Raw genomic sequence first — 16512 nt, forward strand, 5'->3', positions numbered from 1 at the left:
CGGCTCAGTGGTGGACGGCCGTCCGCTGCGCGGCGGGTGTGCCACCCGCCACCACCGCTGAGGGCCCGCTGCCGCGGCGCTCCAGGGCCGCCGAGAGGACGGCCAGGACCAGGGCGGCTGCGGCAAGTGCGGCGCCGACCCAGTTGGGGGCGGTGTATCCGAAGCCCGCGGCGATCACCATGCCGCCGAGCCAGGCGGAGAGGGCGTTGCCGAGGTTGAAGGCGCCGATGTTCACGGCGGAGGCCAGGGTGGGTGCGCCGTGTGCCTGGTCGAGGACGCGCTTCTGCAGCGGCGGGACGGTCGCGAAGCCCAGGGCGCCGATGAGGGCGATGGTCACGGCTGCCGCGATCTTGTTCTGCGCGGTGAGCGTGAAGAGCGCGAGCACGACGGCCAGGGCGCCCAGGGAGACGTACAGCATCGGCATCAGCGCGCGGTCGGCGAACCGGCCGCCGACGAGGTTGCCTCCGACCATGCCGAGGCCGAAGAGGACCAGCAGCCAGGTGACGGAGCCGTCGGCGAAGCCGGCGACATGGGTCATCATCGGCGCGATGTAGGTGATGGCCGCGAAGACACCGCCGAAGCCCAGGACGGTCATCGCCATGGCGAGCAGGACTTGGGCGTTCTTGAAGGCGGCCAGTTCGTGGCGCAGATGCACACCGTCCGGCTTGGACAACTCGGGGACCAGCCTGGCGATGCCCGCCAGGCCGACGACGCCGAGGGCGGCGACGATCCCGAAGGTCACGCGCCAGCCGGCGTGCTGGCCGACGAGCGTGCCCAGCGGGACACCGACGACGTTGGCGACCGTCAGACCGGTGAACATCATCGCGATGGCTCCGGCCTTCTTGTCCGGGGCCACCAGTTCGGCCGCGACGACCGAGCCGATGCCGAAGAAGGCGCCGTGGGCCAGCGAGGCGATCACCCGTCCGATCAGCATGACAGCGAAGGCGGGGGCGAGGGCGGACACCAGGTTTCCGGCGATGAACAGGCCCATCAGCAGCATCAGCATCCGCTTGCGCGAGATCTTGGTGCCGAGCGCGGTCATCAGCGGGGCGCCGATCACCACGCCGATCGCATAGCCCGTGACGAGCAGGCCCGCGGTGGGGACGGAGACCCCGAAGTCACTCGCGACCTCGGGCAGCAAGCCCATGATCACGAACTCGGTCGTTCCGATTCCGAAGGCCCCGATCGCGAGGGCCAGAAGCGCGAGAGGCATGTGGGGGTACACCCTTCCCAGATGATTGCAGGAGCGCTTTGCGTGCGCCAACAATAATTGCATACGCGGGCTATATGCAATCGCGGGCTATCGCGGTGTTGTCCTATCCTGGGTTTCAGCCGCTCCGGGACGGAGGAAAACGCCAATGACAGCGACGGACCCCGCGCTCACCGCCCTCGCCCAGGGCTGGTGTGCCCTCTCCCTGCTGCACGGGAGGATCGAGGCGCACATCGAGCGGGCCCTGCAGGCGAAGCACGACCTGAGCGTGCGCGAGTACTCCCTGCTGGACGTGCTCAGCCGACAGCACGACGGCGAAGGGGGACATCTGCAGATGAAGCAGGTCGCCGACGCAGTCGTCCTCAGCCAGAGCGCCACCACGCGGCTCGTCACCCGCCTCGAGGACCGCGGCCTCCTCGAGCGCTATCTGTGCCCCACTGACCGCCGTGGCATCTATACGAACGTCACCGAAGCGGGCCTCAAGCTGCTCGAAGAGGCGCGTCCGACCAATGACGCCGCCCTGCGCGAGGCCCTCGACGAGGCGGCCAGAAACCCCGAGCTCGCCCCGCTGGTACGGGTCATCGAGTCGTTGAACGTGCCCGCATAGGGTGCGGGCATGGGAGATCTCGAAATACGCTCCGCCGTCGCCGCCGACATCCCCGCCGTCGTCGGCATGCTCGCCGACGACCCGCTGGGCGCGCAGCGCGAGTCACTGGACGACCTTGCTCCGTATCTGACCGCGCTGGAGCGGCTCTCCGCCGACCCGAACCAGCGGGTGGTCGTGGCCGTGCGCGAAGGTCGCGTCATCGGCACGCTCCAGCTCACCACCATTCCCGGGCTGTCCCGGCGCGGTGCCACCCGGTCGATCATCGAGGCCGTTCGCATCCACGCGGACGAGCGCGGCAGCGGTCTGGGCACTCAGCTGATCGAGTGGGCGATCGACGAATCCCGTCGCCAGGGCTGCCAGTTGGTACAGCTGACCTCCGACGTCAGCCGCACCGACGCCCACCGCTTCTACGAGCGGCTCGGCTTCACGGCCTCACATGTGGGCTTCAAACTCCAGCTCTGAAGCACGACTTCGAGCTCCGGCTCTGAAACGCAGGAGGCGGCCTGTTTCACGTGAAACAGGCCGCCTCCTGTGCTGGACCGACTAACCGATCCCGCGCCACCCCTCCGGATCCACACCACCGGGCACCGGAGCCCCCTCCTCGTACGGCTGCCGCGTGAACACGAACGATCCGAGGTCGAGATGGCTCACCGCCTTGTCCGGGCGCCGTACGGGCCGCAGGAGCTCTCCGGCGTAGTAGCCCTCCAGACCCGTCCAGGTGCCGTCGTCGTTGGCCTGGAAGCGTGACCGACGGCCGTTGCCGGACAGCGGCCCGAGCGAAATGAGCCCGTCGGCCGTCACCCGCAGGGCGAAGGCCTGCGTGCCCCAGTACCACTGGCCCGCCAGCTCCACCACGGACGGGTCGGCTTCCCGCAGCGGCCGCCACGGCTCCGGGATGCGTGGCTCGGCCTCGGCGACAATGCGCACGAGATCGGCGCCCACCGCGGACAGCACCGGGCCGGAGGTGCAGTTCGCCAGCACCACGGCCGCGACATCGTCCGCCACGCTGATGACGAGGTTCGCCAGGAAGCCCGGCAGCGAACCCGAGTGCCCCACCAGCAGCCGCCCGTTCCGGTGCTGGATCTGCAGGCCGAGTCCGTACGAGGCGCCGTCCGCCACATCCGCGGCCTCGGCCGGCGCGGCCGGCGTGCGCATCTCCCGTACCGACTCCGCGCTCAGCACCCGATCGTCCCCCGCGGCCAGGAAGGCGGCGAACCGCGCCAAGTCACCGGAGGTGGACCAGAGCTGCCCGGCCGGAGCCATTCTCCCGAGATCCTCGGCGGGCTCAGGAAGTATCACATCGGCCCACGGATGCACGGCCCAGCCGCCCGCATGCGGTGCCAGGGGCTGCGCACTTGTACGGCTCAGGCCCAGAGGTTCGAGGATCTCGCGCCGCAGGACGTCCTCCCAGGGGGCTCCCCTCAGCTCCTCCACCAGCGCGCCCAGCAGCGTGTAGCCGGGGTTCGAGTAGTGGTGGCGGCGGCCGACGGGGTGCAGGAAGGGCTGCTCGCCGAGCACATCGGTGAGTTCGGGGCGCAGCGACCCAGGTGTGCGCTCCCACCACGGGCCGGGCGACTCCGCCGCCAGCCCGCCGGTGTGCGCGAGCAGTTCGGCGATGGTGGCCTCCCCCGCACCGGTGCCCGGCAGATGCTTCTCGAGGGGGTCACCGAGGTCGAGCAGTCCCTCGTCGCGCAGCCGCAGCACGAGGACGGCGGTGAAGGTCTTGGTGATCGAACCGATCCGGTACTGCACGTGCTCGTCCGGCGCGTGCCCGTCCACCGAGGTCCGCGCACCGTGCCACACGGCCCTGCCGTCCCTCACCACAGCCGCCACCAGTGACGGCGCCCGCCCTTCCGCCTGCGCCACGGCGATCCGGTGCAGCAGCGCGCGTCGTGTACCGGTTAGCAGCTCTTCCTGCGATGTCGTCATGAGCCCAGTCCATCCGGTGCGGCGACGTGCGTCGAGTTCATTTCTCAGGTCTGTGCCATGTCCACGAACCGCGAGTAGTGGCCCTGGAAGGCCACCGTGATCGTCGCGGTCGGACCGTTACGGTGCTTGGCGACGATCAGGTCGGCCTCGCCCGCGCGCGGGGACTCCTTCTCGTACGCGTCCTCGCGGTGCAGCAGGATGACCATGTCGGCGTCCTGCTCGATGGAGCCGGACTCACGCAGGTCGGAGACCATCGGCTTCTTGTCGGTGCGCTGTTCGGGGCCACGGTTCAGCTGGGAGAGCGCGATGACCGGGACCTCCAGCTCCTTGGCGAGCAGCTTGAGGTTACGGGACATGTCCGAAACCTCCTGCTGGCGGCTCTCGGCCCGCTTGGAGCCGCCGGACTGCATCAGCTGGAGGTAGTCGATGACGACCAGCTTGAGGTCGTTGCGCTGCTTCAGACGGCGGCACTTGGCACGGATTTCCATCATCGACAGGTTCGGGGAGTCGTCGATGTAGAGGGGGGCCGCGGAGACGTCCGGCATACGGCGGGCCAGTCGCGTCCAGTCCTCGTCGGTCATGGTGCCCGAGCGCATGTGGTGCAGGGCGACTCGGGCCTCCGCGGACAGCAGACGCATCGCGATCTCGTTGCGGCCCATTTCGAGCGAGAAGATGACGCTCGGCAGGTTGTGCTTGATCGAAGCGGCCCGGGCGAAGTCCAGTGCGAGCGTCGACTTACCCATGGCGGGACGTGCCGCGATGACGATCATCTGGCCCGGGTGCAGCCCGTTCGTCAGCGAGTCGAAGTCCGTGAAGCCGGTGGGCACACCGGTCATCTCACCGCTGCGCGAGCCGATGGCCTCGATCTCGTCGAGGGCGCCCTCCATGATGTCGCCAAGGGGCAGGTAGTCCTCGCTGGTGCGCTGCTCCGTGACGGCGTAGATCTCGGCCTGGGCGCGGTTGACGATCTCGTCGACGTCGTCGTCGGCCGCGTATCCCATCTGTGTGATGCGGGTGCCGGCCTCGACTAGGCGGCGCAGTACGGCCCGCTCGCGGACGATCTCCGCGTAGTACTCGGCGTTGGCCGCGGTCGGCACGGTCTGGACGAGCGTGTGCAGATACGAGGCGCCGCCGACCTTGTTGATCTCGCCGCGCTTGGTGAGCTCGGCGGCGATCGTGATGGGGTCGGCCGGCTCGCCCTTCGCGTAGACGTCGAGGATCGCCTGGTAGATCGTCTCGTGGGCGGGCTTGTAGAAGTCATGGCCCTTGAGGACCTCGACGACGTCCGCGATGGCGTCCTTGGACAGCAGCATGCCGCCGAGAACGGACTGCTCGGCGTCGAGGTCCTGCGGCGGCACCCGCTCGAAGGCCGAGCCGCCGCCGTCCCACTCACCGTTCTCCCGGCCCCGGTCGTGCTGCTCGTCACGGCTCCGGCCGCCGCCGTCCCCACGCCGACGGGAGGCGGGCAGACGATCACTGGGACCGCTGTCGGCCCACGGGTCGTCCAAGGGCTCGGAAATGCTCACCGAGCCACCTCCTCCCGTCCGCCCAGCGGACCTCGCCGTGCCCCTCATTTCTACGGCACGACACTGACAGTTGAGAGGCCCAACTCCGGTTCTGTCGCGTCGGATTTGTGACGTTTCCGAGGTCGGCGGACGGAGCGGGCGCCGGACCACGTTAGGCCCGTCGGCACCGTCAGCCAATCTGGTTATCCACAGGCCATGTGGACGACGGCCCGGATGCTGTGGAGAAACTGGCAAAACCTGTGCACGACCCGGTGGACAGCCCTGTGAACAAGCCCTCGAATCCCCTTGGCAAATCACTCTGACCTGCAGCGTTGTCGTCCACCGGCTGTGCAGAAGAAAAACTTCCCCAGTCGGATCAAGATCGGTTCGAACGCTATGCGAGACCACGCGGCGCCAGATGAGAGGTAAGGATCAGATGCCATTTGCACCTCTTACCTGTGGACGATTAGATTAGTGCTCATGCCACTGGCTCCCACGATCCCCGGGCCCACCCGACGACGGCACGACCGCGAGATCGTCGCGCTGGCCGTCCCGGCCTTCGGTGCACTCGTCGCCGAGCCGCTGTTCGTCATGGCCGACAGCGCGATCGTCGGCCATCTCGGCACCGCCCAGCTGGCCGGCCTCGGTGTAGCCTCGGCCCTCCTCACGACTGCCGTGAGCGTCTTCGTCTTCCTCGCCTACGCCACCACGGCCGCCGTCGCGCGCCGCGTCGGCGCGGGCGACCTCCAGGCGGCCATACGCCAGGGCATGGACGGCATCTGGCTCGCGCTCCTGCTCGGAGCCGCGGTCATCACCGCCGTCCTGCCCCTGGCCCCGGGCCTTGTGTCCCTCTTCGGCACATCGCACACCGCCGCTCCCTTTGCGACGACCTATCTGCGCATCTCGGCGCTGGGCATCCCGGCCATGCTGGTCGTGCTCGCCGCGACCGGCGTCCTGCGCGGACTCCAGAACACCAGAACCCCGCTGTACGTCGCCGTCGCGGGCTTCCTCTCCAATGCCGCCCTCAACATCGGACTCGTCTACGGTGTCGGGCTCGGCATCGCCGGCTCCGCCTGGGGCACCGTCATCGCCCAGTGCGGCATGGCGGCGGTCTATCTCGCCGTGGTGGTCCGGGGCGCCCGTAAGCACGGGGCGTCCCTGCGCCCCGACGCCGCGGGCATCAGGGCTTCCGCCCAGGCCGGCGCCCCCTTGCTGGTCCGGACGCTGTCGCTGCGGGCGATCCTCATGATCGCCACGGCTGTCGCGGCACGCCTCGGTGACGCCGACATGGCCGCCCACCAGATCATCCTCTCCTTGTGGAGCCTGCTGGCCTTCGCTCTCGACGCCATCGCGATCGCGGGCCAGGCCATCATCGGGCGCCATCTCGGCGCGGACGACGCCCAGGGCGCCCGCGAGGCCTGCCGCCGCATGGTCCAGTGGGGCATCGCCACCGGTGTCGTACTGGGTCTGCTCGTGGTGGCCGCCCGACCGCTGTTCCTCCCGCTGTTCACCAGCGACTCCGTGGTGAAGGGTGCGGCACTGCCCGCACTGCTGATGGTGGCCCTCTCCCAGCCCATCTGCGGAATCGTCTTCGTCCTGGACGGCGTCCTGATGGGCGCCGGGGACGGGCCCTACCTGGCCTGGGCGATGGTGGTGACCTTGGCGGTGTTCACCCCGGTCGCGCTGCTCGTACCCACGCTGGGCGGTGGCCTCACCGCGCTCTGGGCGGCCATGACGCTCATGATGACGGTCAGGATGCTGACCCTCTGGCTGCGCGCCCGCTCGGGCCGCTGGATCGTGACGGGTGCGACGCGCTGACTGTTTCGGATCAGCTGACCGTTTCGGACTCGTCGGCCGTTTCACGTGAAACATGAGCGAGCGGCAACGACCTCGGGCACCAGAAAAGCGACCCCGGGCACCAGAAAGGGGCCGCATCCCGTGAAGGATGCGGCCCCTTTCACCGGCTCATGCGAGCACGGCGATCACGCGGCGATCAGGCCGCGACGACCTCGATGCTGACCTTGGCGGCAACCTCGGGGTGCAGACGCACGGACGTCTCGTGGGCGCCCAGGGTCTTGATCGGCGCGCCGAGCTCAATGCGGCGCTTGTCGACCTCGGGGCCACCGGAAGCCTTGATCGCGGAGGCGATGTCGGCCGGGGTGACGGAACCGAAGAGACGGCCGGAGTCGCCGGAGCGAACGGCCAGGCGGACCTTGACGCCCTCGAGCTGGGCCTTCACAGAGTTGGCCTGCTCGATGGTCTGGATCTCGTGGATCTTGCGGGCGCGGCGGATCTGCGCCACGTCCTGCTCGCCACCCTTGGTCCAGCGGATAGCGAACTTCCGCGGGATGAGGTAGTTGCGAGCGTAACCGTCCTTGACGTCGACGACGTCGCCGGCGGCGCCGAGGCCGGAGACCTCGTGGGTGAGGATGATCTTCATGTGTCGGTCACCCTTCCCTTATCGCGCGGTGGACGTGTAGGGCAGCAGCGCCATCTCACGGCTGTTCTTGACGGCCGTGGCGACGTCACGCTGGTGCTGCGTGCAGTTGCCGGTCACGCGGCGGGCACGGATCTTGCCGCGGTCGGAAATGAACTTCCGCAGCATGTTCGTGTCCTTGTAGTCCACGTACGTGACCTTGTCCTTGCAGAAAGCGCAGACCTTCTTCTTCGGCTTGCGCACAGGCGGCTTCGCCATGGTGTTTCTCCTGTGTGATCAAGAAGTTTGGGTACGACCCGCCCTCGGTCCGAAGACCTAGAAGGGGGGCTCGTCCGAGTAGCCGCCGCCACCGCCGCCGGAGTTTCCGCCCCAGCCGCCGCCACCCTGGTTGCCACCGGCGGGAGCGCCGGTCGCCCACGGGTCGTCGGCAGGAGCGCCGCCCTGCTGGCCGCCACCGGAGCCTCCGCCCCAGCCGCCGCCACCCTGGCCGCCACCGCCGCTGTAACCGCCCTGGCCACCGCGAGCGCCACCGGCGGTCTTGGTGACCTTGGCCGTGGCGTTGCGCAGGCTGGCGCCGACTTCCTCGACGTCCAGCTCGTAGACCGTGCGCTTGACGCCCTCACGGTCCTCGTAGGACCGCTGCTTCAGCCGGCCCTGCACGATGACGCGCATGCCTCGCTGGAGCGACTCGGCGACGTTCTCCGCCGCCTGACGCCAGACCGAGCAGGTCAGGAAGAGGCTTTCGCCGTCCTTCCACTCGTTCGTCTGACGGTCGAAGGTGCGGGGAGTGGACGCGACGCGGAACTTCGCGACCGCCGCACCGGACGGGGTGAAGCGCAGCTCGGGGTCGTCGACAAGATTGCCGACGACCGTGATGACGGTCTCGCCTGCCATGGGGGAACCTCTCGGCGGGTTTGCTCTGGCTGCTTGGTTGCTGCTACTCGAAATCCGAGATCAGCTGAGCGGGAGAGCTCAGTGGGTCTCGGGGCGGAGGACCTTGGTCCGGAGGACCGACTCGTTCAGGTTCATCTGGCGGTCGAGCTCCTTGACGACCGCAGGCTCGGCCTGCAGGTCGATGACCGAGTAGATGCCCTCGGGCTTCTTCTTGATCTCGTACGCGAGACGACGACGGCCCCAGGTGTCGACCTTCTCCACCTTGCCGTTGCCCTCACGGACGACGGAGAGGAAGTTCTCGATCAGGGGGGCGACAGCGCGCTCCTCCAGATCGGGGTCGAGGATGACCATCACCTCGTAGTGACGCATGTGGAACCCACCTCCTTTGGACTCAGCGGCCACGGTCGTTCCGTGGCAGGAGGGTTGTGATGCGTACGCAACAGTGTCTGTCAGTAAAACAGCCGCCACTGACAATCGGAGGCTCCCGCCGGGAGCCTCCGCCGTGGCCTGGGCAGACACCGCTGCAGAGGGTACAGAGTACCCGCACACCGGCTTCCGGTTGAAATCCGGCCGGGGGGACCGCCAATCTGTACACGTCGGGTGTGTATGGCGCTACGATGCGCCGCCTTTCGCAGGAGGTGCCCCATGGCACAACAGGCATTGCGACCCAACACCGCCGGATCCTTCCTCGCGACGGACGGCAAACCTCATCCCCTCCAGGACGCGTTGACCGTGGTGACGCTGGTTCTGGGTGTGACGTCCTTCATCACGGCGATGTTCGACAACCTCCACCTGATCAGTTCCTGGACGGGCCTGGTGGGGATCTTCACCGGCGCATACGGGCAGTGGATCTCGGAGACCACGCGTGAGCGCCTCGGTCTGATCCTGGGTCTCGGTGCCTCGGCCGTCGGTTTCTACCTGGGAATGGCGCACGGCGGACTGTTCGGCGGACTCAGCGGATGACCGCCCGGACACCGTCCCTCGAACATCCGTAGAACACCCCTGATCGCCTCGGCGCGCGACAGGCCGGGGCGAAGGACCCGTGCGCCCAGTCGGGGCGCTCGCAAGGCGCAGTAGGCTTCGGCGCGAGAGCCGGAGCCCCTGTACCCATGGGGACACACCAGCCCGAGGAGCGCCCCGACATGAGCCTGACCCTGAGGACCATCAGCCGCGAACAGCATCTGGCATACATCCAGAGCCTGCCGGCGGCTAGCCACATGCAGGTCCCGGCCTGGGCCGACGTCAAGGCGGAGTGGCGATCCGAGAACCTCGGCTGGTTCGACGACCGCACCGGCGAGATGGTCGGCGCGGGCCTGGTCCTCTACCGCCAACTGCCCAAGATCAAGCGCTACCTCGCCTATCTTCCCGAGGGCCCGGTCATCAACTGGTTCGCGCCGAATCTGGACGACTGGATCCAGCCGATGCTGGCCCACCTCAAGCAGCAGGGCGCCTTCTCCGTGAAGATGGGCCCCCCGGTGATCATCCGGCGCTGGGAGGCCAACTCCATCAAGCAGGGCATCCAGAACCCGGACGTGAAGCGCCTGCGCGACATCGAGGCCGACTTCATCGAGCCGCGCGCCTTCGAGGTGGCCGACAAGCTGCGCCGTATGGGCTGGCAGCAGGGCGAGGACGGCGGGGCCGGCTTCGGCGACGTACAGCCGCGTTACGTCTTCCAGGTGCCGCTGGCCAACCGCTCCCTGGAAGAGGTCCACAAGAACTTCAACCAGCTGTGGCGCCGCAACATCAAGAAGGCCGAGAAGGCCGGCGTCGAGGTCGTCCAGGGTGGCTACCAGGACCTCGAGGAGTGGCAGCGGCTGTACGAGATCACGGCCGTGCGCGACCACTTCCGGCCCCGCCCGCTGTCGTACTTCCAGCGCATGTGGACGGCCCTCAACAGCGAGGACCCCAATCGCATGCGGCTGTACTTCGCCCGCCACAACGGCGTGAACCTCTCGGCGGCGACCATGCTGATCGTCGGCGGGCACGTCTGGTACTCCTACGGCGCCTCCGACAACATCGGCCGTGAGGTCCGGCCCTCGAACGCGATGCAGTGGCGGATGCTGCGCGACGCCTACGCGCTCGGCGCGACGGTCTACGACCTGCGCGGCATCTCCGACTCGCTGGACGAGACCGACCACCTCTTCGGCCTGATCCAGTTCAAGGTGGGCACCGGGGGGCAGGCCGCCGAGTACCTCGGCGAGTGGGACTTCCCGCTGAACAAGCTGCTCCACAAGGCTCTCGACATCTACATGTCGCGTCGCTGATGTCCCATTCGGTGCTTCCATACCTCTGACACACCGCAGCCACGAGAAAGGTTCCAGGTCCGGCCATGGCGCTCACGCTCTACGTCGACACCGCGCGCTGGCGTGCGCACCACAAGCACGTGCAGGAGCAGTTCCCGGGGCTCGTCCCGGTCTGCAAGGGCAACGGCTACGGCTTCGGGCACGAGCGCCTGGCCGAGGAGGCCACGCGCCTGGGCTCGGACGTCCTCGCCGTCGGCACGACGTACGAGGCCGCGCGCATAAAGGACTGGTTCGGCGGTGACCTGCTGGTGCTGACGCCGTACCGGCGGGGCGAGGAGCCCGTGCCGCTGCCCGACCGGGTCATCCGCTCGGTGTCGTCCATCGACGGCGTGTACGGCCTCGTGGGCGCCCGTGTGGTCATCGAGGTGATGTCCACGATGAAGCGGCATGGCATCAGCGAGCAGGACCTGCCGCAGCTGCACTCCGCCATCGAGAACGTCCGGCTGGAGGGCTTCGCCATCCATCTGCCGCTGGACCGCACCGACGGCTCGGACGCCGTCGAGGAGGTCATCGGCTGGATGGACCGGCTGCGCGCGGCCCGGCTGCCGCTGCACACGATGTTCGTCAGCCACCTCAAGGCCGACGAACTCGCCCGGCTCCAGCAGCAGTTCCCGCAGACCCGCTTCCGCGCCCGGATCGGCACGCGGCTGTGGCTGGGGGACCACGAGGCCACCGAGTACCGCGGGGCGGTCCTGGACGTCACGCGCGTCGCCAAGGGGGACCGGTTCGGCTACCGCCAGCAGAAGGCGGCCTCCGACGGCTACCTGGTGGTCGTGGCGGGCGGTACGTCGCACGGGGTGGGTCTGGAGGCCCCGAAGGCGCTGCACGGCGTCATGCCGCGCGCCAAGGGCGTCGCACGGGCCGGCCTGGCGACCGTGAACCGGAACCTTTCTCCGTTCGTCTGGGGCGGCAAGCAGCGCTGGTTCGCCGAGCCGCCGCACATGCAGGTGTCGATCCTGTTCGTGCCGGCGGACGCACCCGAGCCGGAGGTCGGTGAGGAGCTGGTGGCCCATCTGCGGCACACCACCACGCAGTTCGACCGGCTCGTGGACCGCTGACACGCCTCCCGGCAGCCGAAAGGCCGTACACGGAGATCCGTGTACGGCCCTTTTCATGCGGCTTCCAGACGACGCCACACCGGTGGCCTCCGGCCCAACACCCTGTTCGCTCAGAGCGAACCGTCCGCCGAAGGCCCAGGCCCCCGGCTGCCCCAATCCACCTGAGGAGCGTCGAAATGGGCGGCGTGCCGCGGGGGATGGGCCGCCGAGCCGAGCACGAAGACGTCCGCCGCGCCGTCGAGCACTCCGCCCGAGGGGTCGTCGTCACCGGAGCGGCGCACCACGTCGCGCTCCGGCATGAGGGCGTCCCGTACGACCACGCCGCACAGGTACAGCGTGCCCAGCAGGTGCACCGCGATCGCCCAGTGGTATCCATGGGTCGGCAGTCCCTTGTGGGCGTCTCCGCTCGTCGTGTACGCCAGGTACATCCAGATCCCGAGGAAGTACGCCACCTCGCACGCCTGCCAGATCAGGAAGTCACGCCACTTCGGCCGGGCCAGCGCCGCCAGCGGCACCAGCCACAGCACGTACTGCGGCGAGTAGACCTTGTTGGTCAGAATGAAGGCCGCCACGATCAGGAAGGCGAGCTGGGCGAAGCGCGGACGGCGCGGAGCGGTGAAGGTGAGCACCGCGATTCCCGCGCAGCACAGCAGCATCAGCAGCGTGGCGAGCGTGTTGACCGTGTCCGTGCTGGGCGGGCTCGCCGAGTTCTGGGCCCAGATCAGCCAGAAGGAACCGAAGTCCACGCCCCGCTCCTGGCTGAACGTGTAGAACTTCGACCAGCCCTCGAAGGCGAACGCCATCACTGGCAGATTCACGGCCAGCCAGGCGACCGTCGCACCGCCCAGTGCCTTGCCGAAGTCCCGCCACTTGCCCGCGCGCCAGCACAGCACGAGCAGCGCGCCGAGCAGCAGGACGGGATAGAGCTTGGCGGCCGTGGCAAGCCCCAGCAGGACGCCGAACGCGAGGGAACGGCCCCGCGACCACATCAGCATCGCCGCGGCCGTCAGTGCGACCGCCAGCAGGTCCCAGTTGATGGTGGCGGTGAGCGCGAAGGCGGGCGCCAGGGCGACCAGCAGGCCGTCCCAGGGGCGCCGGGCGTGCGTACGGCTCACGCAGACGGCGATGACGGCGGCGCACACCATCAGCATCCCGGCGTTGACGAACCAGTACACCTGCTCCTGGTGCTGGAGGCTGCCGCTGCCGGGTGTGAGCCAGGCGGCCACCTCCATGAACACACCGGTGAGGACCGGGTACTCGAGGTACTCCATGTCGCCCTGGAGCTTGTCGAAGTACGGCACGAGCCCGTCGGCGAAGCCACGTCCCTGGTAGAGGTGCGGGATGTCCGAGTAGCAGGCGTGCGTGTACTGCGAACTGGCGCCGAAGAACCAGGCGCCGTCGTAGCACGGCGCCTTCTGGACCAGGCCGAGGGCGAACATGCCGATCGCCACCAGCACGACGACCCGTACCGGGGTCCACCAGGTCCTTCCGATCAAGGCGTAGCGGCCGACGGGGCCGCCGATCAGCTCACTGCCGGCCGCGGCGACCTCGTCCTCCCTGGTCGGCCGCACCAGATCCGGCTCGCGCACGCTCGTGGGCGTCGTTTCTGCACTGGGCATGGGGCACATCCTGCCGTACGTGTCTAGGAGTACGCCGAAGGCCGCCGCACCTCGTGAGGTACGGCGGCCCATGTTTCACGTGAAACACCCTCGGCGGGCGAAATGATCACCAACCGGTCGGTTCACCGACTAGCCTGCCGGTCCTCCGAAGAATCCTCCGTTGCCATTGCCGTTGCCTCTGGTGCTACCGGTACTCGACGTATCCGTTGGAGTCGGCGATGAGGTCACCCCACCGTCTGTGCCGCTGGTGTCGCCGCCATTGGTGTTGCCGCAGTTGAACTTGAACCTGCAGGACTCGCTCGCGGAGGGAGACGGCGAGGTGGCCGTCTCGCTCGGCGTGGCGCTGGGCGTCTCGCTCGGGGTCTCGCTCGGCGTGATGGTGACCGACGGGGTCGGGGAGGGAGCGCCCGCCTCGTCCGCGACCTCACCGATCTTGGCTGCCTCCGGGAAGGGGAGGTCGTTGGTGCCCTCGAGTGCGGCCTTCATGTACTCCGTCCACACGGAGGTCGGGATGTCACCACCGTGGATGGATGCCACACCGGCCGTACCGTTCATGGAGAGCAGCTCGTGGTCCTTCGGGTTCTCCCGGAACATTGCGACGGACGTCGACAGCTGCCGGGTGTAGCCGACGAACCAGGCCGACTTGTTGCTGTCGGTGGTACCGGTCTTGCCCGCCGCCGTACGGCCCAGGGCCTTGGCGTTCTGACCCGTACCGTTCTGGATCACGTTCTGGAGGGTGTCCGTGACGTTGTTCGCCACGTCCTCGGGGATCGCCGTCGTGCGCTTCGGCTTCTCGAAGCTCGGGAGCGGCTGCCCGTCCTTCTTGACCTTGGTGACCGAGTACGGATCCGCGTGCGTGCCGGAGGCCGCGAAGGTCGCGTAGGCGTCGGCCATACGGATCGCGCTGGGAGTGGAGGTTCCGAGCGCGAAGGACGGGTTGAGCCCGGCGAAGCTCTTGTCCAGGATGCCGGCCCTCTTGGCCACGTCCCTCACGTGCGACATGCCCACGTCCCAGCCGAGCTGCACGAACGGCGTGTTGATGGACTGCTCCATCGCCTTGCGCAGGGTGATGTAGCCCCAGGCGTGGTTGCTCTCGTTGTTCTGGTAGAAGACCGAGTTGTCCTTGTTCAGAACGAACGAGCCGTCCTCGTTTCTGACCTTGAGATGGTCGTTGCCGTTGTACTTGCTCAGCGGCGAGACCCCGACCCCGTCCGTCTTGTACGTGCCGTACTGCATGGCCGCCGCAAGCACGAACGGCTTCCATGTCGATCCCACGGGGACACCCGAGGTGTCCGCGTTGTTGGTGAAGTGGTTGTTCTCGTAGCCCGCGCCGCCGTACAGGGCGACGATTTTTCCGTCATTGGGCACCACCGAGGCCGCGCCGAACTGGACGTACTTGTCCTTCTCGCGCGTCTTCGGGTTCAGGCGCTGCTTCTCGATCTTCTTCACGGCCGCGCTCAGGGCGTTGACCTTGGACTTGTCGAAGGTCGTGTAGATCTGGTAGCCGCCCTTGTCGAACTCCGCCTCCGTGACGTGGGAGTGCGCCAGGACGTACTTCTTCGCCGTGTCGGCCAGGTAGCTGATCTGGCCGGTCATGCCCTTGGTCGCCTTGCGGCCCTGAGGCGTGGGGTACTTCTTGATCGCATCCTGGTACTGCTGATCCGTGATGCGCTTGTCCTTGTGCATCTCGCCGAGAATCCAGCTCCAGCGTTCCTGGGAGCGCTTGCGGTTGGACTTGGCGTCGGCCGCGGGGTCGATGTCCGAGTTGCCGGCCGGGTCGTAGTACGTCGGGCCCTTGAGCAGCGCGGCGAGGAAGGCGCACTGACTCGGCTGGAGACTGACCGCGTCCACGCCGTAGTAGGTCTGAGCGGCGGCCTGGATGCCGTAGGCGCCACGGCCGTAGTACGAGGTGTTCAGGTAGCCCTGCAGGATCTGCGGCTTGGTGAGCTTCGTGCCCACCTTGATGGAGATGAACATCTCCTTGAACTTGCGGGAGAGCGTCTGGTTCTGGCTCAGGTAGGTGTTCTTGACGAACTGCTGGGTGATCGTCGAGCCACCCTGCGTCTCACCGCCCCGGGCCATGTTGGCCAGGGCGCGCGCGATACCCATGGGGTCTACACCCGAGTCCTGGTAGAAGCTCTTGTTCTCGGCCGAGATCACCGCCCACTGCATGGCCTGGGGGATCTGGTCGATGGTGACGTTCTGACGGTTCACACCCGTGCCCGTCGCGACCATCTGCGAGCCGTCGGCCCAGTAGTAGACGTTGTTCTGGGACTTGGCCGCGTCGTTCTCATTGGGGATGGAGACCATGGCGTAGCCGACACCGACCATGGCCACGAGGCTGCCGATGAAGCCGATGAACAGCCCGGTGACGAGTTTCCAGGAAGGCACCCAGCGGTGCCACCCGTCCTTGTTGTAGCGCGGGTAGTCGATGAACCGCTTCTTGGCGGGCGGAACCGCGCGGCCTCTGCCGCGCCCCGGCCCGCCCGGGCCACCACGTCGGCCACCCGGCCCCTCGTCGACCGCTCTGCGGCGGCCTCCCGTACTTCTCTGCGCCGCCCGACGGGCCTCGGCACGGCTGCCGTAGGGGCGCTCCTCACCTCTGGACCCATAGGCATCGGACCCATAGGAGTCGGAAGGGGACCCGGTGGCGCCTCGCGGTGCCGCACGGCGGCCGGAGGACGAGCCGGACTGGCCGCGTCGGGCCGCGGCACGTCCGCCTCCCTGCGGCGGCGGCGGTTTGCGACGGTGCTCGCTCATCGAACGATTACTCCTCGGGCAGGCGCACCCTTGCGCGCCTGGAAAAGGCGGCTGGTTTCCGGTCCCCCCGAAGTACGGATGTGGTCGGTTTTGCATTCACCCGTACTGCACCGAGGACATGGACGCTCCCCAGACGTCACTTGGTTCCCGGCGGTGTGCATGCCGCACAGACTACGCACCGCCAAAACCC

The 16512-nt window shown here is 68.1% G+C and carries 15 protein-coding genes; 6 read left to right on the forward strand and 9 right to left on the reverse strand.

Features of this window, described 5'->3' with window-relative positions; translation table 11 throughout:
* Positions 1-4 precede the first annotated feature (4 nt).
* Positions 5-1213 carry an MFS transporter gene (locus Q8A52_RS29745; protein WP_316756957.1) on the reverse strand — a complete coding sequence of 403 codons (1209 nt, stop codon included), beginning with the start codon at positions 1211-1213 and terminating at the stop codon, positions 5-7.
* A 145-nt stretch (positions 1214-1358) separates the two neighbouring features.
* Here Q8A52_RS29745 and Q8A52_RS29750 point away from each other — a divergent pair, with 145 nt between their 5' ends.
* Both Q8A52_RS29750 and Q8A52_RS29755 read left to right on the forward strand, forming a co-directional pair.
* Positions 1359-1817, forward strand: a complete 459-nt coding sequence (locus Q8A52_RS29750; protein ID WP_316756959.1) for a MarR family winged helix-turn-helix transcriptional regulator — start codon at positions 1359-1361, stop codon at positions 1815-1817.
* A 9-nt stretch (positions 1818-1826) separates the two neighbouring features.
* Entirely contained in the window at positions 1827-2279 is a 453-nt protein-coding gene (locus Q8A52_RS29755; RefSeq protein ID WP_316756961.1) for a GNAT family N-acetyltransferase, read from the forward strand.
* Positions 2280-2360: 81 nt separating this feature from the next.
* Here Q8A52_RS29755 and Q8A52_RS29760 read toward each other — a convergent pair whose 3' ends face one another.
* Both Q8A52_RS29760 and dnaB read right to left on the reverse strand, forming a co-directional pair.
* Positions 2361-3746 (reverse strand): serine hydrolase domain-containing protein, encoded by a 1386-nt coding sequence (locus Q8A52_RS29760; RefSeq protein ID WP_316756963.1) that lies wholly within the window; start codon positions 3744-3746, stop codon positions 2361-2363.
* Between the two features lie 44 nt (positions 3747-3790).
* On the reverse strand, positions 3791-5272 hold the full coding sequence (gene dnaB, locus Q8A52_RS29765) for a replicative DNA helicase (RefSeq protein WP_316756965.1): 1482 nt from the start codon (positions 5270-5272) through the stop codon (positions 3791-3793).
* 459 nt (positions 5273-5731) lie between these two features.
* On the opposite strand from dnaB, the gene Q8A52_RS29770 reads away from it, so the two are divergent.
* Positions 5732-7069 carry an MATE family efflux transporter gene (locus Q8A52_RS29770; protein WP_316756967.1) on the forward strand — a complete coding sequence of 446 codons (1338 nt, stop codon included), beginning with the start codon at positions 5732-5734 and terminating at the stop codon, positions 7067-7069.
* 175 nt (positions 7070-7244) lie between these two features.
* Here Q8A52_RS29770 and rplI read toward each other — a convergent pair whose 3' ends face one another.
* The 4 genes from rplI to rpsF all read right to left on the reverse strand — a co-directional run bounded on the left by rplI (position 7245) and on the right by rpsF (position 8951).
* Positions 7245-7691 (reverse strand): 50S ribosomal protein L9, encoded by a 447-nt coding sequence (gene rplI, locus Q8A52_RS29775; protein WP_316756969.1) that lies wholly within the window; start codon positions 7689-7691, stop codon positions 7245-7247.
* A gap of 18 nt (positions 7692-7709) precedes the next feature.
* A complete protein-coding gene (rpsR, locus tag Q8A52_RS29780) occupies positions 7710-7946 on the reverse strand; it encodes a 30S ribosomal protein S18 (protein ID WP_003949403.1) in 237 nt (78 codons plus the stop codon).
* Positions 7947-8003: 57 nt separating this feature from the next.
* Positions 8004-8582: a single-stranded DNA-binding protein gene (locus Q8A52_RS29785; RefSeq protein ID WP_316756971.1), complete on the reverse strand. Its 579-nt coding sequence runs from the start codon at positions 8580-8582 to the stop codon at positions 8004-8006.
* 78 nt (positions 8583-8660) lie between these two features.
* The gene (gene rpsF / locus Q8A52_RS29790) at positions 8661-8951 is read right to left on the reverse strand and encodes a 30S ribosomal protein S6 (protein ID WP_003956532.1); all 291 of its coding nucleotides are present in this window, start codon (positions 8949-8951) and stop codon (positions 8661-8663) included.
* A 276-nt stretch (positions 8952-9227) separates the two neighbouring features.
* Between rpsF and Q8A52_RS29795 the strand changes: the two genes are divergently transcribed.
* The 3 genes from Q8A52_RS29795 to Q8A52_RS29805 all read left to right on the forward strand — a co-directional run bounded on the left by Q8A52_RS29795 (position 9228) and on the right by Q8A52_RS29805 (position 11943).
* On the forward strand, positions 9228-9545 hold the full coding sequence (locus Q8A52_RS29795; protein WP_316756975.1) for a hypothetical protein: 318 nt from the start codon (positions 9228-9230) through the stop codon (positions 9543-9545).
* A 179-nt stretch (positions 9546-9724) separates the two neighbouring features.
* Positions 9725-10846 carry a peptidoglycan bridge formation glycyltransferase FemX gene (gene femX / locus Q8A52_RS29800; RefSeq protein WP_316756977.1) on the forward strand — a complete coding sequence of 374 codons (1122 nt, stop codon included), beginning with the start codon at positions 9725-9727 and terminating at the stop codon, positions 10844-10846.
* 65 nt (positions 10847-10911) lie between these two features.
* On the forward strand, positions 10912-11943 hold the full coding sequence (locus Q8A52_RS29805; RefSeq protein ID WP_316756979.1) for an alanine racemase: 1032 nt from the start codon (positions 10912-10914) through the stop codon (positions 11941-11943).
* Positions 11944-12053: 110 nt separating this feature from the next.
* Here Q8A52_RS29805 and Q8A52_RS29810 read toward each other — a convergent pair whose 3' ends face one another.
* Together Q8A52_RS29810 and Q8A52_RS29815 are read right to left on the reverse strand one after the other, a co-directional pair.
* Complete coding sequence (locus tag Q8A52_RS29810) at positions 12054-13562, reverse strand: glycosyltransferase family 87 protein (RefSeq protein ID WP_316756981.1); 1509 nt, start codon at positions 13560-13562, stop codon at positions 12054-12056.
* Between the two features lie 129 nt (positions 13563-13691).
* Positions 13692-16322 carry a transglycosylase domain-containing protein gene (locus Q8A52_RS29815; RefSeq protein ID WP_316756983.1) on the reverse strand — a complete coding sequence of 877 codons (2631 nt, stop codon included), beginning with the start codon at positions 16320-16322 and terminating at the stop codon, positions 13692-13694.
* Between the last annotated feature and the right edge of the window lie 190 nt (positions 16323-16512).

Origin of the sequence: Streptomyces herbicida, assembly GCF_032656585.1 — a bacterium.
Lineage (GTDB): Bacteria > Actinomycetota > Actinomycetes > Streptomycetales > Streptomycetaceae > Streptomyces > Streptomyces herbicida.